Source organism: Acaryochloris marina S15 (genome assembly GCF_018336915.1).
In the GTDB taxonomy this organism is placed as follows: Bacteria; Cyanobacteriota; Cyanobacteriia; order Thermosynechococcales; family Thermosynechococcaceae; genus Acaryochloris; species Acaryochloris marina_A.
This window is the reverse complement of the sequence record NZ_CP064924.1, coordinates 150235-172390: the sequence shown is the minus strand read 5'-3', so window position 1 is coordinate 172390 and position 22156 is coordinate 150235. Positions and strand designations below refer to the sequence as shown.

Here is a 22156-nt window from a genome sequence, read left to right as displayed (position 1 = left end):
CAAAGGCTTTTTCGACTCCCCCGTACAAGACAATACTAGGGAGTCTTTTTTATCAACGATCAATCCTCTTCAGTCTTGAGTTTCAAATGAATATGTTTACGCCCTAGAGCGATTTCAAACTCATCTCCCGGTTGCAGTTCCATTCTCTTGGTGTAGGCATTGCCGACCAATAGATTGCCATTGGATTGTACGCTGATGCGAAAGGTGGAGGGTCGTCCTTCCATCTTCTTGTTGCTCTTGCTTTTTGCATCTAGGTCCATTCCTTCTGCGTCCAAAACTGCATTGAGGAAGGCCATGACGTTGATGCGTTCTGTGCCATCTTTAGTGACTTTGTAGTACCCACAGGCTTTGGCTTTTTCTTCACGAGTCAAATCGTTTAGGGATTTAACTTGGGTCAATAGCGCTTTCCCCGTTAAAGGCTTATTTAGTTTGTTAGTTTTCTTCGGCATCATTAAACCTCATATCTACTGTCCCCCAATTGGATAAGCAAATTAATTGCTATTGAGTGTAGGACGAAATCTAGTGATTGAGTCAATTTCATAGATACTTTGTTCACACTAAGCTTGAGGTATTGTGAAGGAGAGAACTGGCATGGGAAAGCAAAGAGATTCAGGTGAAGTGGTTGGATTAGATGAGATATCTTGCCTAAGAATGCAACTTGCGATCAGCCTCAAATTCCACCATTGTGAAACCCTTCAGAACATTCCATTAGAATCCGCAGTTAGAGCAATGACTGCGGCTTGGGACACTTGTCATCCAGAGGAAGTACCGCCGTATTGCAGTGGTACATCAACGGCCATTATTCCGAAGGAGCAAGTTGCAAAGTCCATCCGGGAAAGCAAATACTTTTCAAGTTAGCAAAAAACTTTAAACCTTCGACAGTTCCTTGGTTTTGACCGTAGACCGTGTACTTGGCCCTTGCTGACTGCCATGCTTGTAGAAGTCCAAATCTAGGGCTGAGCCAATGATCTGACCATTTGCAGAAAGCTCATACCATTTGTTTGTAAAACAGTGCTGGGCAAAGGTCGCCTGAGACATCCCACACATGGAAACCCCCTCTGGCTTATCTGTCAGGGGTATCGCTTTGAACATTTCACGAGTGCTGGGTATCTTGGGAGTCTCTCCAGATTGATTGTTTGAGTTTATGCTATCAAGCTTTAGAGCTGCATCGTGGTTAATTTGCTTGGTGGATTATCGTCCTGGACCGCCTTCCCATTTTTGAATTAATAATTTAAGCGCAGGAAGATCTGCTAGCCTGTGCAATTACATGCTTTAGATCTTCCTGCGCTTAAATTAGGGACTTGAATCCAGAGACTTGTGTTAGCTATCTTCAGAGGTGTGGCTAGACTCTAATTCGGTCTGAGAAGTCTCGCCATTATTGCTGTCTAAAAGGTTGACTTTGACAACTTTGTTCTGTTCTGTTTCAACCTTAGGAAGTGTGAGAGTGAGAATGCCTTGCTCAAAAGACGCCTCTACTTCCGTATTTTGGATAGCAATGGGCAGTTTAGCAGCTCGACGGAAGCGACCATAATTAATGTCTGTGAATAACCGTCGTGCACCTTCTTCTAATTGGCCAATATGACGTTCTCCAGAGATCGAAATAGATTCACGAGTAGCTTGGATGTCTAGGTCTTCTGATTTTACACCGGGTAAAAAGGCTTTCAGAATTAAGGCATCTCCCCTATCCCAGAGATCTATTGCAGGCGTCCAACTTGCATGGGTTGGGGATTCATCAGTATCGAAAATTCCTTCAAAAAGATGATCAAGTTGGTGACGAACAGAATCTACTTCTTCAATTGGGTTCCAGTAGCGAATCATCATAGGATTTTTACCTCACAATGACTATTAATCGTGTAGCGGCAGTAACCGCTTTGTTTGTCTTAACTCCAATATGCAATATCTGACCTTTGATTGAGAAGTATGAAAACCCTACCTTTCATGTCGAGAAAGCCCCACACTCCCCCATCAATTCCCAGTACCTTGGAGGCCCCTCTCAAGCCCTCACCTGGGAGCTTCCTGGACCTGGGCTATCTTTGGTGTGTCTGGGATTTTGGCTGTTGGTGGTATTGTAGTTTGTAGACCATCGCAAACCACAAGACCAGACTGCGAGTCAAACTCAGGAAGCTTTGCCAAGATGCCTTTGATGCTAAGAACATCTTGTCCTTAGCATACCTTAAACCCTTGCCACGATTGAATCATTGGAATTCCAATGTTTGAGTATAGGGGGTCTATGGGAATTCTCGTTGACCCGTTGATGGCTAGGAACTATTCGGTCTTGTTTTCGGTATTGGGGATGCGATCTCAAGTTTGATACCAGCTCCTAAAAAAACATATCGGTCTGCTTTAAACTCCATCAGTTCAATCGTTTGGCAGGCTTCGGTCTTCGTAGGGATTACCTTGCTTTGACCGTGCGGAGACTTTTTTGATTTTATCCGTGAAACACAATTCCCGTAGAGCTTTAGCTGTGCGGGGGGGATTCATGTCTACCTCAACAGCGACAGCAACGGATCAACGCGAGGTCTATAGCTAAGAAAAAGATATGATTACAGAGGAGGCGCTAACCTGATCACCCGTTCTCTGGAGTATGTCCGACATATTTCTTGGAGCACATTACATTCCAAAAGCCACCAGAAATTCCTGAGATAAATAGCATGCAAGGGCCTGATGGTTCCAACACTACTATAAACAGGATGGATGTAATGGTATGACCGATCATCAAAATTAGCATTCGGTGCAATAGTGGAAGCAAGGGAAGTGGCCGTCGATTTCTGAATAGACGATCAAGCAGCAATCCCAGGACAGTAAGGGCTACAACTAGCGCCACAATAGAAAGTACCCAATTAATCATATGCAAACTTGTACTTGATTACCTATAAATTAAGACAATAAAAGCCGTTCCAATTGATTTGTCAACTATCCCATCGCTGGCATCAGGTTTGGTTGCGTTCTGATCTGCCGTATTGTGGGTGCGATCGTAATCTTGATGCCAGCCTGCCAGTCAAACCCAGGGGTACAGGTCTGCAAGGAGAACTCCATTATCAACTTAAGTTGATATCCTTCGTTGCGATTTATACCAGCTGTGGGCTTTATTGACTTGCTCTGTCCAGAAGTTTAAAACAGTGTCTTCCTTTTTGTCAGGCAATATATTTAGTAACTCCATCCAATCGAAAAAAATCTTACTTGGCTTATATTCAGTGCGATTTACGACAAGTGCGTTTGCCATAAAGCCATACTCACAATAGCTATGACATGAAATTTGCCCTAGAAAATCGCCAATAATATGTCTATCTAATCCTGTCAAGCCAGAGGTGTTCATGTAATATGTATCTCCATCACCAACACTAGGCAAATGAAACTCTATACCGCTGACCAGATCAGAGTATGTTATTAAGCTCGATCTTTTACCGATTTTTGCGATTCGTTTTTCTAATTCTGCATAGGCAATAGGATCTTGTGGAGCATAGGTCCATTGCCATTCTGCTAGCTTTTTAGCAACTTCATCCAAATTTCGTCACCCTTAGATTTACCACTTTCTTATTCATCTCTTGCATTCTATCAAGCAGTACGCTAACAAGCTCTTGGTTGATATGACTGTAGTACCAAACTCAAACTCCCTCAAACCTCCACCGGGCGAACTTCTGGCCTGGTGGAGTGCCAAAGGAGAACCCCAGAAGTTCCTAAGATTGATTCGATGGTTGCTGTGGCTATGGTGGTTGGTGGGTCATTCTTCTGCTTGATTGTCCTGGTTTAGCTTGCTTAATACTATGAGCGCTTCGCTTCGTAGTTGATATCTTGAGTTCCCAGAAGTTTATCCCAAAAGGTGAAATAGAGGCCGTAATGTCGTGAGTATCGGTTATGGTGCACCAAATGGTGGGTTGACCCGATGCACCATCTTCCCCACCAGCGACTGAGCCGAGAATCAGGGATGATTTGGAATCCCAGGTGATTACCGACAGCCCAAATTGTCATTGTGGTCAAAAGAGCAAGTAGAACATCGTAATGCAAGGGAATGATCAAGGTAATACAGAATAAGAAAAAAGCTTGAATGGCTGCTTCTAGGGGATCAAAGGCAAAAGAGGTCCAAGGCGTTGGAATTCTAGACCGATGATGTCCTTGGTGGAAGCGCTTAAAGAGCATGGGTAGGTGAAATAGCCGATGCATAAAGTAGAAATACGTATCCTGGAGTATCAATACACCAAGGTAGCTAGTGACCAGATAGGTTAAATCTTGAACTCTCAACTGGGTGTAAACCCGTGTCACTCCTAATTGATAGCAACCCATAAAACAGGCTGCACTTAGCGCGAAGAAAATAGCTGACAAGGTAGAGAGCTTGATGTCTTCTGAAATCGCCTTCTGTTCTTGCTGCCTATTCCCAAACCAAGTATCTAAAAGCTGCTCACCCAATATTAAATGCAATAGCCAATGAGTCCCTCCTGCCGTAATAAAGTAGCGACCCATGATAATGCCACAAAAGGCAAACCAATAAACCCAAAAATTAGGCTGTATATCCAAAATATTCAATAGTGTCTTTTGCTCCACACGAACTCGCCGTTTGTTAGCAAAGATTCATTTAATTCGATAGGCAGAATCAGAACTTACCCCCATCCTAATAATGACTGACTAAGGTGTTTGTATAGCTTCCGCGCATTAAATAGACACACTAACTCTGCAAGCTCGTCCCCTCACGCCACCAGCTCTGGCACCGCTCCCTCCAGCATCTTCACGGGCAATACCAGCGCCAAACCCTCCAGAATCGCCATCTGGCCCGATGCGCTGATTTCACTCCACACAGACCCCCATTCCTTGGGTTTGAGCCAGTCAAAGAACACCTCATTTAGGCTCGGCAGCAGCTCATTGACGGGCAGATCCGCCAGTTCATCCAGAACACCAGCAATCGCTTGATGGGTTTCTTGATCTGGATTTGGCCCATTGCTTGAATTGTTCATTTTGCTATTTAAACTTTCTAATAGCGAAGTGAACAGTCGCCAGTATCGGGCAATCGTGCCCCTTGGGATTTTGGTCATGCCCGCAACGATCTGCTGGGTGATTTTCTCGCCTTTAGCCTGCAACTGGAGAATCGCGGATTTGATAGCGATTTGCACTCGCTCAGTTTTCTTGGCTGCTTCAATCGTTAGATCCTTGGCTTGGACTATCTGTACTGGGGTATCCATTTCTATATTGGAGAGCAGCACCACTTGCAGGGATTCTTCAGGCCGCCGATGTGCCCTGAGTCGCCCAATGGCTTGGTGAATCTCCGCGAGGATGGAGCGGTCTATAAATGCGGTGAATTGCGGGTCATCGTCTTCTGGGTAATACCCACAGACAATCGCAAACTCAGCAGCGAGGTCATTGAGGTTACGGCAGGGAGTGCCCACGAGGACTAGGGTCTGGACTGTAAGAAAATCATTAACCCCTCGGCTATCCCGCCACCAGGCCCCATCCTTCTCAAACTTCTTGAAGTCAATCGTTCGGGTATTCACTGCATCCAAGTCTTGGTAATGCTGAGCTAAGGCCCCAATGCGCTTGGTCTGATCGCCACCCCGACTCATGCCCACTCGTCCCATGTCCTTCACCTGAATCACCTCCAGGTTTCCGGTATCTGGGACGGCTTGCTGCACGACTAGAATTTCATCAGGAGAACAACCCAGCTTTAGGGCTAAGTCTTCACGGGATAAGGTGGCATCGAGGAACACATTGGCTTGGGCAGCTTGAGCTAAGGCTCGATGTCGAGGGGTTGGGGTGTTCAGAACAAGGCCATAGTGACTAACCTGGACACATCCTGCTCCACCTTGCAGTATGCGGATTAGGGGAACCAGCCATTGCTTAACGACCCCATTCCTAGCCTGCTCTGCCATCTCGGAGTCTCGTTCAGAGAATGCCTTTCTGAGTTGCTTGGGCAAATCCGCAAGGTCCACCCCATAGTCTGATGTGGTGTTGAGAAAGCCTAGGTTAGGGGATAGTAGCAGAGCAATTTCACCAAGCTTTACCCCTGCCATATCGGGGAGTTTTCCTTTCACCTCCAGATGCTTCAGGCCATACTTGCCCAGGTTCTCGGACCCATCTAACAGGGGTAGCAGTGCCACTAGTAAAGGTTGCACTAAGGCGAACACTTCAGGATAAAGAATGAGGGTTGAGATTGTTTGCTGCAAGTCGTTGAAGGTGACAACTACAGACTGCTTAACCTGATAGTTCTGTCCCGGTTCATCCCAGATCAACATCGAGTTTTCCAGGGGATAATCCTCTGGGTCAGGCAGACTATCAGGGTGTGCCCTCAGTAGGGGTGAACCCAGGACATTACGCCGCTGGTTCAAATACCCATACCCTGGACCTTCCGCATTGATGCAGGCTTCTCTAGCCACGCAGGTTCCACAGATCAAATTGGCAGTATCGGCACCAGGGATATTCTTATCCCGTAGGGCATTCAAGACCCCAATCCGACTACAGTTGGCAGGAACTGCATACATATCACCCTTGGCAGATCGCTGAAGTCGATTGCCGACCCGATTCAGCCCCCCATGTCTAGCTTCTAGGTCATTCCAGCCATTCCCACGTTCTAGGGTTGATACGGTGGGATTTCGGTGCTGGTCTGAGAGATAGATGACCTGAGATACCTTGAAGTCAATCGGGTTGATGTTCCCAGAGTCGTAGCTTTTACCTGTACCCGGTTGGGAGGTATCGAGGATATAGGGAAAACCCGATGAGATGAGGGTTTGCCAGGTCTGGAGTCGTTCGCCAGGTTGGTATTCGTGGACTAGAGGCGTTGTTGTATTGAGAGTCCCGTGATTTCCAGGGCTGCTATGGATGCTGCGCCCTGAGTGGTCTGTCGATGTTGCAGCACGTCTTCTAATGCGTCTTCGATAGTTTTCCAGTCGAAGTCTTGAAACATGTTGCTGTCTTCGATGGGCTTTAAGCAGTCGTGCAACACGGGGATGGGATCGTCTAGCTCGACGACTTGCTGTATGTAGTATTTCAGCACACTCATCATATGATGCAGTTCGCTTCGTTCTACGAAGGTTAGGGGTCTGGGTTTGTTGTTCATTAGAAGTCGCAAACCCTAGGGTCGGTGATGAAGGACGGATAAACGTTGTGAGAACGTCTTGGAGCTTGTGCAGTAATCGGTTGCACTGGGCCACAATCTGTTCAAAATCGGCCACTGACAACAACCGAATCTGACTAATGTCGTCCAGTTCATCAATGTCAAGATGGATGCGTTTATCGGTCTGCTTCCACCATGCGACCCTAACACTGTAGCCCCAATCCTTGAGAAGTTCCCAAGTTGCCCGGTATTGTCGCAACACTGACTTGTTCTGAATAGCCCCGGCATCTGGGTAAAACTCGATAGTGGTTGTGCCGAGCTGAGCCAGAGTTGCTTTCAATGTTTCAGGGGATGCCGCAAACAATCCCCCTGCCGCGCCGATGGCAATGAGTCCAAGTCGTTGAGCAAGAATGCGAGGCTTGGCCCCAGTTCCCTCTACGAGGGCGATTGAGTCTCTAGTGATCTGCTCTGGCTGGTGAATGGATAGAGGGAGTTCACCAGTGGGAAGGTGGGGTGTGGGTCCGTTGGGTCGTTTCCTAGTCTTTCCTGTCAGCCAATAATAGCGCCCCCTTTCAGAACTGCGGGATCTGATCTGGAATCCGACGATCAGATTATCTGCATCAAGGATTGGACACAAATATCCTGGCCTTGGAGTATTGATCGATCTGCCATCCAAGTTCACCCCTGGCAAGGTATGGGGTAGCTCTGTCGTAAGCGATTGCCACTGATCGACTGATTTCACGCCCCAGTCTTTGATCTGATCATCTGTAAATCCACGACGATACAAGTCAGCCCGATCTGCTGGGTGCAAGGTGAGTTGACCTAGGAGCTGGCGGTAGAGCCGATCCCGTTCTGGTGCAGGGAGGGATTGGGCGTGACGTTTGGCTTCGGCTTGGGCACGTTTTTCTCTAAGAATCCGTTGCTCTTGCCATCTGCGTTCCCGGTCTTCCTGACGGAGGTTCTGCCCATTGTCTACGACATATTTACCCCAGAGTCCATCTTTGGACTGGCCGAGATAGCGATAGCCTGCGATCTGGCCTGAGAGGGACATGCAGAGATGGAGGTTTTCGACGGTGCTGCATTTTCCTTTGAAGTCCCCGCAGAGGTCGCAGGGGTTGCCCTTGCGGGTGGGGATGAAGGATTGGGATGAGTTCATGAATAGGTTCCCTAGACGTAGTGATAGGAAGCCTTTGGTCAGAAATTGCCCATAGCAATCTTGACCTGAATGTATCTTGAGCTAAGATGGACATACGGCTCCTTTGGAGACCCAAAACATGCTCTGGAAAATAGCATTGAGTTTAAGTCCCCTGAAATATTGGGAGTGCTTGGACGCTTAAAAGCCCTGACTCTTCGACCAGTCGGGGTTTTTTACGTTTAATGGGATTACATTGTTCTCACCTCCTTGAATTTCGGCAGTGGCTTGTTTCTGCCATGTATGTATAGATTTTGAGCACGATTACCCTGAATGGTTTGATCCAGTTAAGGCTGCGATAGTCGATTAGGCTATGGACTGTTAATCTCTCAAATAATTTCAGGCATCACTTCTATTTGCTTGAACATTTTACTGATGTCAGCAAGAGCAATTTAAGCCAAAGTCAGTTTATTCAACATCAGCATTAGGAATGTCATCCAGGGTGCAGTTTAGAATTCTGCATAAAGTTTTTATCTGATCAATGGTCAGTGTAGGAATAGAACGGCCTCTTTCCCAATTACTAACTGACTGACCGCTAATACCAAGTGCCTCAGCTACATCGTCTTGAGTTAATCCCTGAGTTCGACGTGTTAAGAGAAACCACTGACTGAAACTGAGTTCCAAATTCTCGACCAACTTCAACAGAGTCAGCATATAGCCTCCCTAATTACGGAACTACCGAATAGCTTAGCTTTTTCCAAATAAAAGAGCAAACTAAAAATAAAGTTGATTTATATAAATGAATTTGATATTATAGATACATGGATGAGGAAAGCAAACGGCCTCACCAAAAAACAAAAATCCAGGGTTGCAAACTAACTGAATAAGCGAGTTCTGCTGAGTGCTGGTCAAACTGCTGATACCGCAGCCACCGGGGATAGCCCGATGCCCTTCAGTGCTACAAACTGAATGATTTCAAAAAATATCTATTAAATAGAGCCGCTGCTTTTCTTGCCGGAACCTCAGCGGCTCTCTCTGTAAACCAATTAACAAAGGAAATACAGATGCCAACTACCTTAACGCAACTAGAGCAGTGGATCGATGAACGAGTTACAGATCCACTCCATCCTGAATATTTCCTAGTCTTTGTTCAGGTTGAGTTCTGGCCTGGTATTCGCGATGGGGGAGACTCAAAAGAATACTACTTCGCTGTCAAGAATCGACCTGGCTCACTCGGTGATCGGCTCAGAGATTGGGTCAAGCAGCAATTTGGCCCCAATGCCCGACTTAGTCATTGGGAGACAGTTCCCTCATCCCGTCAGCTCCGGGCTGAGGATGCATACGAAGACGAATTCTAGACCATCCATCGAAGGGGCAACCTCTGCCCCTTCGACCGTTTCAGGAATTTCAGAGGACAATCTTATGACCACTACAGAAGTAACCCAAGCCCCCACCATTGCCCAGCTCAATGACCGCTTTCGTAAGGGTGACCATACCCTAGGTCAGGTCTACACTACTCAGCTTGTTAAAGGTCTTTCGTCAGAAGCTCAGCAAGAACTCTTTCGACTGGTCCGTGTGTTCGATGATTTCACGGAAGATAATGACCCGTGGCAAGAACACGATTACGGGCGGATCGAGTTCAAAGGAGAGCAATATCTCTGGAAGATTGACTACTTTGACAAAAAACTGGAGTACGGCTCGGATGAACCCGGTAATACCGCTGTCACCACCCGAGTTCTGACTCTGATGCACTCCAGCGAGTACTAGTATCCCGTCCCTTCTGCGCCCTGGCTCTTGGCTGGGGTGCCCTTCTTCTCTGATTGATACAATGACAGTAACCAAGGAGCTTGCAATGACAGCATCTACACCTGAAAGCAATAATCCGATTGAACAGGCTCTAACAACGATGTCAGGCCAGATTCAGGAGCTAACAACCAAGGTCGAAGCTCTCGATAAAGATGTTCGAGCAGCTAATGAACGAACTGACACCTACTGGGAAGCCTCGAAACTGCTCATCAACCTGGCCTTTGGTTTGATTGCAACGGCTGTAATTGCCATCATCGTTCCCGCAGTGTTAAGGTAATTCCCATTCCTTCATTTCATTATCTCCAAAGCACCCCGGCATCTACTGTCCGGGGTTTTTCTTCTGAAATATTGGCGGGATATCTCCAAGCCTTGTAACTCAATTAACAGCACCCCCCTCCCCCAAAACCTTCTCTTTTCTTTCTTATCCTTCTTGTTCCCCTCACACTCATTTGCCCCCTGGTTCACTGCTAGGGGGCTTTCTTCTGAATCATCGGAGGCAATCCCATGAAAATCCACATTGCCAAAATCGAAGTCTGGAATGGCCGCACGTTCCAGCTCATTGACTTTCAGCAGGCCCAAACCCAGGAAAGCCTTGGGTCGGTCATCAGGGAGTATGTTGCTGCAATGGGGTTGAGGTTGGTTTATTGGTGTAGGGTTTAGCAATCCTGGTCTTAGCGGATGCGATCACCTGCTGCTCGTTAGCAATCGCATCCACCTACAAGCTAGCTTAAATCTTCCTCCTCATTTCACACCTATTAAAAGACTTCACACCTATTAATTCCCCTGGCTTATTCGCTGGGGGTTTCGCGTATCTGGAGAAAAACTCATGACCACTTCTGCCCTGCCGACTCTGCCCCCTGTACCAGCTCCCCATCCAGAGAATGCCTGGTGTCAGTTATCGATAGAACAAGCAATCGCCTTTGTTAAAGCTGGAAGAATTGACCCGGCAATCTTGATCTGGGGGTTCTCTCCCCAAGTGTTATCAGTGATTCCTCCTGATCTGCTGGCTGCTTCGAATAAGAATTTGCCAGGACTGATGGAGGTATTAGAAGGAGCAGAACAATGACACAAATACTAACTGCTAAGGTCAAATTTCCCGCTAAAGAATGGGATACCCAGCATGGTCCAAGACTCAATGCAAAAATCACACTCCCTGATGGAGAAGATATAAAGATTTGGGGTAATCCCGATGATGCAGTGCTCAAAGCTCTCCGCAAAGGCCAACCTGTCCAGGTCGCTAAGGATAGCAAAGGAAAGTACAGCCTGGTGGAGCAAGCCCCGGTTCCAGGTCAGCCTCCGGTGGTCGAGGCTCCACCCCTGGATACTGGAGAGTTGGATGCGGATACTAAAAGTGCGATCGCAAGTTACATCATGAGTCGAGCGGATCTCTATGCGTTCTGCTTCAAGCAGGCATCCAGGGCACTAGGGGAGTCTGGAGTGGCTGAAGAGACACTCAAGTGTGCGGCCAGTACCTTATTCATATCTGCTCAGAAAAAGTTTGGTATATGAACCTGACCATCGACTGGCAAGCACTGAAAACCTTGACGGAATATTGCCGGGAAGATATCAAGGGCTTTTGTGAGGATGAGGGGCTTCCGATCTATCCTGGTCGCCTTCATCCCTTCCAAGCCCTGTTTCTCCGCAATCTTCTGTTGTGCAACTGGTCGGTGCGCGAGGGGTATTTTGCTTATTTCTGGCAAGCTCAGCAAGCCTTCGAGCTGTTCTGGGCAGGGGTGCCTGATGATGTCACTGATTGCCAGTTGGCGAAATCTTGGATTGCCTGGTGTGAGGTTGGCTTGAGCAACAAAAAAGGCAGCTAACTCAGAAAGCTACCTTTGGAATTCTAATGAATAAGACATGTGCTTAGGGTTCCCACTCTGACAGCATTCCCAACATCCCAAGTCATAGGACTACCAAGAAATTCCTTGAAAAAAGGCGATTCCCATACCTGAAAATCGCCTTGGACTATGTAATTCATATTTCCATTTCTCAAGGAACAACATATCACGGTGCGCTCCCTTGCCCTGCCACTGCGATGTCATCAAGTCCTATCTGGAGTGGAAGCACCAGAAACCCCGTAGTTAGGGCTGTCTTGACTCAATCGAATCAATGAAAAAGGCGATTCCCAACTAGAAGAATCGCCTCAGCCAATAACCAATTAAAACTACTAGGAAAAATTTATCATGTTTTCCAAAAAATCTGTGCGGCCCTTAGAGGTGCCGTTAGTTCGTCGTTGCTTTAGTTGTCATCAACTGAAGTTTGCGATCGCATCCCAAGTATTGATTCATAAATCCTCTGGTCGTCCCTACTGTCGTTGGATTTGTGAGAGCTGCGGTCACAAGCGAGGAATACGAGCAACCCCAGGATATCTGAAGAATCTTCAAACGATGGATGAGGGTGATCAGACGGAGGCAGGATCGAAGGTGCTGGCCCAGGTGTGAGACGTGGCTATCTACGCCGATGTCAGCCTAAGAATCAACTTTTGAACAACTATCGAATTTCTAAAAAATCGCATCACTCAAATAGGAGGTAAATCATGCAGTGCCTTAAACCGTTGACAGCCTCGATTGAGATTCAAGAACTGCGGGAAGTGGGTTGTGATTGGAGCGGTGACCTGTTTGGCTACTATGCCATCGGTCATCACGATCCAGTTCCTTTTATCCAAGCTGTTAACGCTGAATCTGTTCCAGATTGTCCTGCTGAAGCTCAACAGGTTCATCAAGGATTTTGGATGGAATATCCCCTAGAAATCGATAGTGATTGCTACTGCTTTAGAAAGTGCAATGCAGATATTGAGGGTGCGTTTGCCGTCACCTATATCGAAGTTTAAGGGGAGCCACAACCCCAATTAGCCAACTAAATATTGGAGGAAACTCTCATGCGCGATTTAGTCTACTCGCCTCAGAATCATCTCGTGTACTTCCTCGGAACGCTCAGGAGACGAAATGGCGCCCGTCTCAAGGTGTTCTCAACAGTCTCCCGGCAGCACGTTCTGATGATTGCCAAGAGTAAATCAGGGAAGTGGAGCAAAGACTTCACTTCAGTCAGAATCACGACTTGGCAAAGTTTCCCATTGAGGCCATCAATTTATGTCGCTAATGGTGTTAGTTGCGTCATGCTTGTTTCAGGTTTGTAGCGTAATGAGCAACGTCAACAATGCTTCCTTTTGTCGGCATCCCCAACACGATTAAGCAGGGCATGAGCGCTTACCGCGACTTATTTCCTCGACAAGCCGGATTTGAGCATGTGAGCCGATACCTCAGTGGCTTACTACTCAGTGAGAACAAAACATTGCAAGGGATTCACAGTCAGTTTGTCTCGACAACCGAGCAGCCCCTTTCAGGTCGTCGAGCAATGCACGCCGGGGTGTTTGAATCGCCATGGGAGCAGGAGGCATTGATGGTGCGCCACCGTCTACAGGTATCACAGCATTATGACCCCAGAGCACGTGTAGTGATTAGCCTAGATTGGACACTGGGACATCACGAACGGAGCAAACAGATTTTTGGGGTCAAACGTCAGTACGATTATGTTGATAATTGCATGAGCTGTTATCAGACGATTCTGACCGCAGTGGCGGCAAATCGAGTGCGACAAGATGGGATAGGCGTCGCCGTGCAAGCGGCCCAGTGGGAAGCCGCAGAACTGGAGTATCTGAAGATGACCCGTCAAGGCGAGTATGAAACTATCGCAGCGGCGATGGAGCGATTGAGTGAGTTGGTGGCCTACCAGCATAATCGTGACGCCTATCAAACGCGAACGGAACTGCTGAGTGCCATGATTGAGCAAATTGAAGGGGAAGGGCAGTTTCCGACAGCGGATTATGCTTTTGATGCAGGCGTATGCGCAGCGGACTTAACGACCGTCATTGAAGGATTCGGCAAGCATTGGGTGAGTGAGCTGGCGTGTAATCGTTCCGTGCTTTGGTTCAACCAATGGACTCGCATTGACGCAGTGGCTCAACAACTTCGTAGCACCTCTGGCCAGTCGTTTCGGCACTACCGCATTCATCAACGCAATGGCGAAGTGAAGGAGATTTGGGCCTTTAGCAAAGTCGTACGCCTCAAAAAAATCGGACGCAAACGGATTGTCATTGTTCATGAAACGGAGGATTTGAATGATACCCCTCGCTTTTTAGTGACTGACGCGCTGCACTGGGATGTCTCGCGCATTGCCATCACCTGGAGCTATCGCTGGCCCTGTGAAGTTTTTCATGAGTTTACCAAAGGCATCTGTGGCCTGGAATCGGCTCAGCTACGCAACGAGGATGCGGTCAAACGCCACATCGCTTTAAGTTGTCTGGCGCAGTCGTTGCTCCAGGATGCGCCTGTCGCTGGGGGAACATCTGAAAAATTTAGCTTTGCAAGTAAAACGCCAAGCATTGGCCAGAAGCTCTACGGATTGACTCGTGAGGTTTTGCATCCGCTCGTACAGTTTTGTCAATCACTCTTTGAACAAGGCCAATCTGTCGAGCAAGTTGTGGAGGTGATAATGCCAGCCTAGAACTAATTATCCCTCTATAAAAATAAAGAAGTTTGCCAAGTCGTGTCAGAATCACGGATTTACGCCCCGCCGTTCGACTCAGATTGTGTTGTTAGGTCCAGAATCATGAGTGCTACCCAAATGGCCTTGCCTTTCCAGGTGCCCGGTGCCTCGACCCTCCCCGATTTGTCCACCTATGATCGCATTCTCGTTGCCTTCTCCGGTGGTAAGGACTCTATCTGCTGTCTGTTGCGACTACTGGAGTTGGGCGTACCCAAAGACAGGATTGAATTGCATCATCATTTGGTCGATTCAATGGGCCACAACCTTTTCGACTGGCCTGTCACCGAGAGCTATTGCCGCAAGTTTGCCCAAGCCTTCGGCCTTCCCATTTATATGAGTTGGCTAGAAGGTGGGCTAGAACGCGAGATGTGCCGCAAGGACCAACCCAAAGCACCCACACACTTCCAGACTCCTAATGGTGAGCAAATATCTGGGGGGCAAGGCAAGCCCGGAACTCGGTGCAAGTTCCCAGCAAAGACCGCTGATCTCAAGACTCGGTGGTGTTCTTCCTATCTGAAGATTGATGTTCTCAGCACCGCCATTGCCAACCAATCCCGGTTCAACCATGCTCGAACTCTGGTGGTAACCGGAGAGCGGGCACAGGAGAGCGCAGCCAGAGCAAAGTACCAGAGCTTCGAGCCACACCGGACTGATAGGCGGGACAGCCCTAAACTCAGGCGACATATTGACCACTGGCGACCCGTCCACTCATATACGAGTGAGCAAGTCTGGGAGATGATTCAGCGCTGGGGAGTCCTGGCACATCCTGCCTACTACCTCGACTGGGGTCGGCTGAGCTGTCAGTTCTGCATTTTCGGCTCACCTAATCAGTGGGCTTCTAATGCGGCCATCTCGCCAGAGCGCACAAAGCGGTTGCACCAGTACGAGCAAGAGTTTCAACACACCATCGACAACAAGCTTTCCATCCCAGACATGGCCGATAAGGGAACGGCTTACGCTGCCATCCACCAGAATCCTGATCAGCTCCGGTTAGCCCTGAGCAATGAATACACAGCCCCGATCCTCATTGACCCGAATACCTGGACCCTGCCTGCTGGGGCATTTGGGGAGAGCGCAGGACCGACTTAAGGAGATTAGACATGAAGAAGAAATCTTACATCACAGTCACCGACCAATTTGCTGGGTGTGGTGGTTCGAGCAGTGGTGCTTCCCAAGCAGGTTGCGAGATTGTGATGGCGATTAACCACTGGGCTAAAGCGGTGGAAACCCACAATACCAACTTCCCCAACACTAATCATGACTGTTGTGACATCAGTGCTTGCGACCCTCGTCGCTATCCCAGTACGGATATTTTGCTGAGTTCGCCCGAGTGTACAAACCATACGATTGCGAAAGGAAAAAGACGCAAGAACCTGGGCCAGATGGACTTATTCAACCCACAAACTATTGATCCGGCTGAAGAAAAGTCGAGGGCTACTATGTGGGATATCGTCAGATTTTCAGAGCTTCATCGGTACAATTTCGTCATCGTCGAGAACGTTGTTGAGGTCCGTCATTGGACGCTGTTCGATAGCTGGCTCAATGCCATGCACACGCTGGGGTATGACCATGAGGCAGTGTTCTTCAACAGCATGTTTTCTTCCTGCCCTCAAAGTAGAGATCGTGTTTACATAGTCTTCTGGAGGCACGGTAACCCAAAGCCCAGCCTTAGCTTTACTCCCCTGGCCCAATGCTCTGAATGTGGCGAGGTCGAGGCCATCCAGTCTTGGAAAACCCCATTTAAAAAGTGGGGTCGCTATGGCAAGCGCAATCAGTACGTATACCGCTGCCCCCGTTGTGCCCAGGTCGTGGAGCCATACTATACCCCAGCCTATACCGCGATTGACTGGAGCTATCCCAGCACCAAGGTGGGCAATCGCAAGCGACCACTGAGGCCAGCAACCCTAGAGCGCATTCGCAAAGGATTAGAGAAGTTCTGTTCTCCTGTTTTGGTGGAGACAGCATACGGCAAAGATACGAGCCATCGAATTCGGAGTGTGGATAGGGTTCTGCCCACCCAGACTGCCCGCCAAACAATGGCCTTGGCAATGCCGTTCATTGTCAGGAACTATACCGGAGCGCAGGCCGCTAGCATTCATGACCCACTGCCCACAATCACAACGGTTGACCATAATTCGCTGGTGCAGCCGTTTATGGTGACACTCCGAAACCACAACCAAGCACACTCACTGGAGGAGCCGCTAGGTACGGTCACCGCTGGGGGAGGGCATCACGGTTTAGTTCAGCCTTTTCTAGCCAGCTATTACAGTGGCTCAGATCAAGTCTGTGGAGTGGATAAAGCCATTCCCACCATCACTGCCGGCGACCGCCATGCCCTGGTGCAACCGGATCGCTCTATCTCTGTTGAAGACTGCTATTTTCGCATGTTGCAACCTCATGAAATCCAGGCAGCGATGGCCTTTTCTCAAGATTACAAAGTTTTAGGAAATAAACGCGAGAGGGTCAAGCAGCTTGGCAACGCCGTTACTCCACCCGTAATGCAGATGATTGTGCAACGTTGCCTTGATTCCCTGTCATCCCCACATTTTTGAAACCGCGAATATTTCAGTTTCCACCTGGAATTTGAAAACTTAGGAGGCAATTATGGACGCCTACACCCTTCTCTGGTGGCTGCTCTGGCAGTCCCTCTACTTCGGAATGTTTTTGTATTTCTTCCTCTACGATGTCTTGAAGAGCTACCCATGATGCACGTACTTAATTTGGGTTTAGGAGTTGACTCAACTGCAATTTTGCTTTCCTGGATCTACAATCCCCAAAATCGCCCTTTTTCTAGCTTTGATGATCTGATATTGATAACCGCTCAGACGGGTAACGAACATCAATCCACTAAGCACTTGGTCGAAGCACACATCTTGCCCTTGCTCAGGCAACATCAGATTCGCTTTGTCCAGGTCGCCAAGGCGGGTCACTCTAAAAAAGATGGATACACCGTCTTGAGTGATACTCGAAACCCCCAGATCTGCCATATCGAAGGAGATTACACTCTCGGTCATTCTCTCAAAATTGCAGGCACCAGCCAACCTGTGAGTGGTGCCCATACCTGTGCCATGAAGTTTAAAGGTGTCGTCATTGATAGCTGGATATCGGATCATCTCTCTGGTGAGGCCATCGGTCCATATCTGGGTTATTGCAAAGGGGAAGAAAAGCGCTCAGCCAAGTGTGCTGATTACCCCTGCATGGGGTCTGATTATCGATTCCCCCTCCAAGAATGGGGCTGGGATAGACAGACTTGCATTGACTACATCCATGAAAAGACCGGGGCAGATTGGCTCAAGTCGGCCTGTGTTTTCTGTCCCTTCTGTAAGCCCGAACAGGCGAGGCAGCGCTGGGAAGCTGAACCGGATGCGGGCCTGTACGCCTTGGTTTTGGAAGCTGCGGCGCTTGCCCTCAACCCCAGAATGAAGCTGTTTGCCAGTCGCTCTGCCTGGGAGGTTGCCCCCCAATCTGTCAGGGAGTTGGCAGTGAATCACCTAGACTCAATTGACTGGGTGGTTTACCGGGTTGAGCGCATTTATCAAGGCAAGCAAATCAGTAGGCGAGTCACGCGAGTGTCTGAGCCAATGCATCGTAGTGCTGCTGATGCTCAAGTGAGTGTGATTGCCAAGCAACACGGCTATACCTGTGACGAATCAGACCCGACCTACACCAGAGCTTACGAGTACCACAGGAAGCCTAATGAGTCCCTGACCTGTGAAGGGTTCTGGGTTGCGGCCCCTGGATTTATTCAAGATAAGGTGCATCGACCGAATTACTTTGAGCAGACCTGGCAAGAGGCGACCGGGAAGGTCAAGCAGCTCTCACTAGTTTGAATAATTTGACTGAATACAACTCTCTATACCTTGGAGCAAAACCATGTATGCCCCCACTGACAAGCGTGGTCAGCAGAAGCTTGCTATTACGCTCAACCTTGTTCCGAATACCCCAGCCCTTCCTGTGGGTGCCTATTCCCTGATCGTGGCTGATCCACCGTGGAGCTATCACCTCAGAGAATCTGACAAAACCCACCGTGGACGGTGCCCTTATCCCTCGATGACCGATGAGGAAATCTTGGCGATGCCTGTGAGTTCGATTGCCGCTCCAGATTCTTATCTGTTGTTGTGGACGACAAATAATCACCTACCGTTGGCATTCAAAGTCATGGCGTCCTGGGGGTTTGAATATAAGGCAATTCATACGTGGGTCAAGGTTACTCAAGACAGAAGCAAGATTAGATACGGTATTGGACACTATGGGCGAAATGCAACTGAGCAAATTTTAGTAGGTCGTAAAGGTAAGGCCAAGACCTTTACTGCCCTTGGACTAACCGATATTCCCACCGCATTTCAAGCTCCTGTGGGTAAGCATTCTCAAAAGCCTGAAGAGTTTTACCAGATGGCAGATCGGCTAGGTGATGCCCTCGGGGGTCAGCGGATTGAGTTGTTCTCTCGGTGCCCTCGTCCAGGCTGGGAGAACTGGGGAGCGGAGGCATAGCCATGAAAATCATTACCCTCTGGCAACCGTGGGCAACCTTCATTGCCCTGAATCTCAAGCAATTTGAAACCCGCTCTTGGGGCACTCGCTACCGAGGCAAGCTGGCTATTCATGCGGCCAAGCGAACCATCGGCTTAGATGGGCAAGCCATAGTGAGCCAAGTTAATGATCTGACGGGTGACAAGGTGCCGCGCAAACCATGTGATTACCCACTCGGTTGCATCGTGGCGATTGCGGATCTGGTGGACTGTCCCCAGATGGACTCCAGGCTTATCGACACACAAACCGAACTGGAGCTGGCCGTGGGGTGCTGGCAACCTGGGCGCTTTGCTTGGCAGTTAGGAAACATCGTTGCACTGCCTGATCCTAGTCCCTATCGCGGGGGGCAGGGACTCCGAGATGTCCGATCTGAAACGTTGAAAATTTTGATGGAGCAAAAGACATGACCACTATCGAATGGACCGATCACACCATCAATTGTTTGGTGGGCTGCACAAAAGTTCGAGCTAAGGGAGCCAAGGAAAGCGGTTGTAAGCATTGCTATGCAGCCAGAGCTTCAAAGTCAGGACGGCTGCAACAGTTTTCCCAGTATCAGGGGGTTGTGGATGAGCAGGGGAACTGGACAGGCCAGGTGAATTTTGTCCCTGAGCAGTTGGAGAAGCTATTCAAGTTTCGGAAACCGATCAGGGTATTCATGCCGTCGATGTCTGACCCGTTCCACCCAGCCGTGAAAGACGAGTGGCTGGATCAGATTTTTGCTGCAATCGCGCTCAATCCTCAAGTCACAGTGCAGATGCTGACCAAACGACCAAGACGAATGCGGGATTATCTCATGACTGCCAAAAACAGAATTCGGATTGCTGCTGTCATTAAGGGCCGATCAACCAATGCTAGCCAAAAGGTATTGGCTGACCTTGAATCATGTCAATGGGATTGGCCCCTGTCCAATCTCTGGTTAGGCGTATCAGTCGAGAACCAGAAAGCCGCAGATGAGCGAATTCCGTTGCTAGCAGAAACACCAGCAGCAGTCCGGTTTTTGAGTTGTGAACCACTGCTCAAACCCGTAGATCTTGGTGCTCTTGCCGCAAATTGGTGCATCACCGGGGGTGAGTCTGGCCCTGGCGCTCGGCCTTACGATGTGGACTGGATTCGCTCCATCCGAGACCAGTGTAAGACCGCAGATATCCCCGTGTTTATCAAGCAGCTCGGCAGCAAACCCGTGGGTGTTCCCAAGCTCCGTTCAGCGAAGGGTGGGGATATACAAGAGTGGCCGGAAGAGCTGCGAGTGAGAGAATTTCCAGAGTTTGGATGACGGAGGTGATTGCGGATGAAGAGGGAATACATTCAGGGGTGGCGAGTCGGCATCACGGATCATCCTGGTAGACAAGAGCTGGAGATTCAGGGGCCAGGGGAGCTGCATATCGTCATTCGCAAGTTCAAAACCTCTGACTTTTACCAAGAGAACTACATCGGCTATATGGAAGATGGTAGTTTCGATGAATGTTTAATCTGCACCTATATCTGTCCAGGAGGAACCAGTCTCTACGAAGAAGATATCTGGCAGCAAAATAGTGACATCAACCTGGAAATTTTCTATCTGGGAGAACCTGCCCATGCATATTTGTACATCGGTTGTGCCCACTGGTTTATTCCGGTGGCGTTTGCAGAACAACTCTTCAGTGTATTCCAGACAGGCGAGGTCGATACTTGTCCAGGTTGGATGAGGGATTAGCTGCGTTTCGGGTAGATCAACCCTACCGGAATATAGAAATTCAGCGCATTATGAGACTAACAGCATAAATACCGTTGGCGACAAATATAAAAGCCAGCTTTTTGATATTTATTTAAATACTGCCGACCATGCATATATTAGGTCGGCATTTTGATGACAAACTCGTAGACCCCATTGTCTGCTTAAATCTTTAAAGAATTGGATAAATTTAGGTCTATATCTAGAATAAAGAAAGATATTTGATTGTAATCCGCACTACCACTGATATTTCCTCATAAAAATCTCTTAAGATTCAGTAATTCTTCGGTTTAATTTGTATTGCATCGATAGCTACAGTAGATGTATTGGGCTGTCATACCCCCCACACCAGCTCAGTTTAAGTCCCCGAAATGGCAACTTACACCGAAAGGGTAAGACGCAGATTAGCAGACCTAAAGTCCAAGCATTACGGGGTATGGATGCTGCTAGTGTCGAAGGGACTTTCTTTTAATATTCAGTAATGCCCTCTACCACTGTGGTAGAGGGCATTACTGTTGTGGTCACTTTTCCGTGAGAGCTGAATCAAATCCCTAAAACCAGCTGAACTTGCCTCGCCTCCCTCGTCCCCTCCGGTAATGGCTCTGGCTTCTTGGACTTCGCAGGGCAGTACTTCTGATACCCGCAGTGGTTGCAGTGCCCACCAACTTCTGGTTTCCACTCATCATCTGCTCTAAGCTTTACCGCGATGTCTCCGATCAACTTTCGTACCTGCTGGTGATGGTCAGGCGTCACATCAAACGTAACTTTCTGACCTTGCCGTAGATATATTAAACTCAGCGTTTCCAGTGCCTCTGGGTAGACCTGCTCCAGAATCAAAAAGTACAATCCAAGCTGTAGATCGATGCCATCGGATGGGCCAATCGTCTTGCTGGTCTTATAGTCAATCAGCTCTAGACCATTATCGGTGTAGTCTAAGCGGTCATAACGGCCTGTGATGGAAAACTCGATATTATTCACCTGGAAGCTGGCCTTGATCTTTCCTTCAACTCCAAGAGGTTTGCGAATCATGGGTAGCGGGGCAACGTATTTCTCGTAATAGAGCTGCAAGGCCATCCACCCCTCATGAATCTGGGCTGGTTTCAGATCTCCAGTATGGTGCTGCCAGCAAACGGCAAACCAATCCAGGGAAGGGAGGGGGTAATCGTAGTTCCAGTCTTTGTAGATATCTGCGAGTGTTTTGTGAAGGGCAATCCCAAAGGCAGGCGATCCGAAGGCAGAGGGTGAAGAGAGTCCCCGCTCATATCTGAAGTTGTAGGCTTTGGGGCACTGCTGGTAGGTGATGAGTTTAGTGGCTGAAAGGGGATAAGCCATCAGGAATACGCGAAGGTATATTTCTATCGTAGTTCAAGACGCTCTGATGGCCTTTAACGATGAC

27 protein-coding genes and 1 riboswitch are annotated in these 22156 nt (G+C 48.5%); of the genes, 19 read left to right on the top strand and 8 right to left on the bottom strand.

The window, feature by feature from the left end; translation table 11 throughout:
• Positions 1 to 59: 59 nt before the first annotated feature.
• Complete coding sequence (locus tag I1H34_RS27815) at positions 60 to 449, bottom strand: AbrB family transcriptional regulator (RefSeq protein WP_212666708.1); 390 nt, start codon at positions 447 to 449, stop codon at positions 60 to 62.
• 142 nt (positions 450 to 591) lie between these two features.
• Here I1H34_RS27815 and I1H34_RS27810 point away from each other — a divergent pair, with 142 nt between their 5' ends.
• Positions 592 to 858 carry a hypothetical protein gene (locus I1H34_RS27810; protein WP_212666601.1) on the top strand — a complete coding sequence of 89 codons (267 nt, stop codon included), beginning with the start codon at positions 592 to 594 and terminating at the stop codon, positions 856 to 858.
• A gap of 9 nt (positions 859 to 867) precedes the next feature.
• Here the strand turns inward: I1H34_RS27810 and I1H34_RS27805 are convergent, their stop codons facing one another.
• From I1H34_RS27805 to I1H34_RS27795, 3 genes are all read right to left on the bottom strand, one after another.
• On the bottom strand, positions 868 to 1092 hold the full coding sequence (locus tag I1H34_RS27805) for a hypothetical protein (RefSeq protein ID WP_249370254.1): 225 nt from the start codon (positions 1090 to 1092) through the stop codon (positions 868 to 870).
• Between the two features lie 228 nt (positions 1093 to 1320).
• Positions 1321 to 1821, bottom strand: coding sequence for an Hsp20/alpha crystallin family protein (locus I1H34_RS27800; protein ID WP_212666600.1), 501 nt, complete (start codon positions 1819 to 1821; stop codon positions 1321 to 1323).
• Between the two features lie 1222 nt (positions 1822 to 3043).
• Positions 3044 to 3505 (bottom strand): hypothetical protein, encoded by a 462-nt coding sequence (locus tag I1H34_RS27795; protein WP_212666599.1) that lies wholly within the window; start codon positions 3503 to 3505, stop codon positions 3044 to 3046.
• An 82-nt stretch (positions 3506 to 3587) separates the two neighbouring features.
• Here I1H34_RS27795 and I1H34_RS27790 point away from each other — a divergent pair, with 82 nt between their 5' ends.
• Entirely contained in the window at positions 3588 to 3737 is a 150-nt protein-coding gene (locus I1H34_RS27790) for a hypothetical protein (protein WP_212666598.1), read from the top strand.
• Positions 3738 to 3762: 25 nt separating this feature from the next.
• Here I1H34_RS27790 and I1H34_RS27785 read toward each other — a convergent pair whose 3' ends face one another.
• The 3 genes from I1H34_RS27785 to I1H34_RS27775 all read right to left on the bottom strand — a co-directional run bounded on the left by I1H34_RS27785 (position 3763) and on the right by I1H34_RS27775 (position 8882).
• Entirely contained in the window at positions 3763 to 4458 is a 696-nt protein-coding gene (locus tag I1H34_RS27785) for a sterol desaturase family protein (protein ID WP_212666597.1), read from the bottom strand.
• Between the two features lie 224 nt (positions 4459 to 4682).
• Complete coding sequence (locus I1H34_RS27780; RefSeq protein ID WP_249370253.1) at positions 4683 to 8192, bottom strand: hypothetical protein; 3510 nt, start codon at positions 8190 to 8192, stop codon at positions 4683 to 4685.
• Positions 8193 to 8636: 444 nt separating this feature from the next.
• On the bottom strand, positions 8637 to 8882 hold the full coding sequence (locus I1H34_RS27775; protein ID WP_212666596.1) for a helix-turn-helix transcriptional regulator: 246 nt from the start codon (positions 8880 to 8882) through the stop codon (positions 8637 to 8639).
• A gap of 350 nt (positions 8883 to 9232) precedes the next feature.
• Between I1H34_RS27775 and I1H34_RS27770 the strand changes: the two genes are divergently transcribed.
• The 17 genes from I1H34_RS27770 to I1H34_RS27690 all read left to right on the top strand — a co-directional run bounded on the left by I1H34_RS27770 (position 9233) and on the right by I1H34_RS27690 (position 20742).
• On the top strand, positions 9233 to 9526 hold the full coding sequence (locus I1H34_RS27770) for a hypothetical protein (protein ID WP_212666595.1): 294 nt from the start codon (positions 9233 to 9235) through the stop codon (positions 9524 to 9526).
• Positions 9527 to 9590: 64 nt separating this feature from the next.
• Positions 9591 to 9935, top strand: coding sequence for a DUF3768 domain-containing protein (locus I1H34_RS27765; protein ID WP_212666594.1), 345 nt, complete (start codon positions 9591 to 9593; stop codon positions 9933 to 9935).
• Between the two features lie 85 nt (positions 9936 to 10020).
• Positions 10021 to 10251, top strand: coding sequence for a ssr2422 family thylakoid membrane protein (locus tag I1H34_RS27760; protein ID WP_212666593.1), 231 nt, complete (start codon positions 10021 to 10023; stop codon positions 10249 to 10251).
• A gap of 227 nt (positions 10252 to 10478) precedes the next feature.
• The gene (locus I1H34_RS27755) at positions 10479 to 10634 is read left to right on the top strand and encodes a hypothetical protein (protein WP_212666592.1); all 156 of its coding nucleotides are present in this window, start codon (positions 10479 to 10481) and stop codon (positions 10632 to 10634) included.
• A gap of 166 nt (positions 10635 to 10800) precedes the next feature.
• Entirely contained in the window at positions 10801 to 11040 is a 240-nt protein-coding gene (locus I1H34_RS27750) for a hypothetical protein (protein WP_212666591.1), read from the top strand.
• Positions 11037 to 11483 carry a hypothetical protein gene (locus I1H34_RS27745; protein ID WP_212666590.1) on the top strand — a complete coding sequence of 149 codons (447 nt, stop codon included), beginning with the start codon at positions 11037 to 11039 and terminating at the stop codon, positions 11481 to 11483. Before I1H34_RS27750 ends, I1H34_RS27745 begins: the two co-directional genes overlap by 4 nt.
• Entirely contained in the window at positions 11480 to 11794 is a 315-nt protein-coding gene (locus I1H34_RS27740) for a hypothetical protein (protein WP_212666589.1), read from the top strand. The genes I1H34_RS27745 and I1H34_RS27740 overlap by 4 nt, the downstream gene beginning before the upstream one ends.
• 363 nt (positions 11795 to 12157) lie before the next feature.
• On the top strand, positions 12158 to 12415 hold the full coding sequence (locus I1H34_RS27735; protein ID WP_212666588.1) for a hypothetical protein: 258 nt from the start codon (positions 12158 to 12160) through the stop codon (positions 12413 to 12415).
• Positions 12416 to 12510: 95 nt separating this feature from the next.
• The gene (locus I1H34_RS27730; protein ID WP_212666587.1) at positions 12511 to 12804 is read left to right on the top strand and encodes a hypothetical protein; all 294 of its coding nucleotides are present in this window, start codon (positions 12511 to 12513) and stop codon (positions 12802 to 12804) included.
• A 326-nt stretch (positions 12805 to 13130) separates the two neighbouring features.
• Positions 13131 to 14477 carry a transposase gene (locus I1H34_RS27725; protein ID WP_212666586.1) on the top strand — a complete coding sequence of 449 codons (1347 nt, stop codon included), beginning with the start codon at positions 13131 to 13133 and terminating at the stop codon, positions 14475 to 14477.
• Between the two features lie 105 nt (positions 14478 to 14582).
• Positions 14583 to 15608 (top strand): phosphoadenosine phosphosulfate reductase domain-containing protein, encoded by a 1026-nt coding sequence (locus tag I1H34_RS27720; RefSeq protein WP_212666585.1) that lies wholly within the window; start codon positions 14583 to 14585, stop codon positions 15606 to 15608.
• An 11-nt stretch (positions 15609 to 15619) separates the two neighbouring features.
• Complete coding sequence (gene dcm, locus I1H34_RS27715; RefSeq protein ID WP_212666584.1) at positions 15620 to 17071, top strand: DNA (cytosine-5-)-methyltransferase; 1452 nt, start codon at positions 15620 to 15622, stop codon at positions 17069 to 17071.
• A gap of 150 nt (positions 17072 to 17221) precedes the next feature.
• A complete protein-coding gene (locus I1H34_RS27710) occupies positions 17222 to 18349 on the top strand; it encodes a hypothetical protein (protein WP_212666583.1) in 1128 nt (375 codons plus the stop codon).
• A gap of 43 nt (positions 18350 to 18392) precedes the next feature.
• Positions 18393 to 19010, top strand: a complete 618-nt coding sequence (locus I1H34_RS27705) for an MT-A70 family methyltransferase (protein ID WP_212666582.1) — start codon at positions 18393 to 18395, stop codon at positions 19008 to 19010.
• Between the two features lie 2 nt (positions 19011 to 19012).
• Positions 19013 to 19456: an ASCH domain-containing protein gene (locus I1H34_RS27700; RefSeq protein WP_212666581.1), complete on the top strand. Its 444-nt coding sequence runs from the start codon at positions 19013 to 19015 to the stop codon at positions 19454 to 19456.
• Complete coding sequence (locus I1H34_RS27695) at positions 19453 to 20322, top strand: DUF5131 family protein (protein WP_212666580.1); 870 nt, start codon at positions 19453 to 19455, stop codon at positions 20320 to 20322. The genes I1H34_RS27700 and I1H34_RS27695 overlap by 4 nt, the downstream gene beginning before the upstream one ends.
• A 15-nt stretch (positions 20323 to 20337) precedes the next feature.
• Positions 20338 to 20742: a hypothetical protein gene (locus I1H34_RS27690; protein WP_212666579.1), complete on the top strand. Its 405-nt coding sequence runs from the start codon at positions 20338 to 20340 to the stop codon at positions 20740 to 20742.
• A gap of 381 nt (positions 20743 to 21123) precedes the next feature.
• A riboswitch (cyclic di-GMP riboswitch) is annotated at positions 21124 to 21217 on the top strand.
• An 86-nt stretch (positions 21218 to 21303) separates the two neighbouring features.
• On the opposite strand, the gene I1H34_RS27685 is transcribed toward I1H34_RS27690, so the two are convergent.
• On the bottom strand, positions 21304 to 22092 hold the full coding sequence (locus I1H34_RS27685; RefSeq protein ID WP_212666578.1) for a RecB family exonuclease: 789 nt from the start codon (positions 22090 to 22092) through the stop codon (positions 21304 to 21306).
• Positions 22093 to 22156 lie beyond the last annotated feature (64 nt).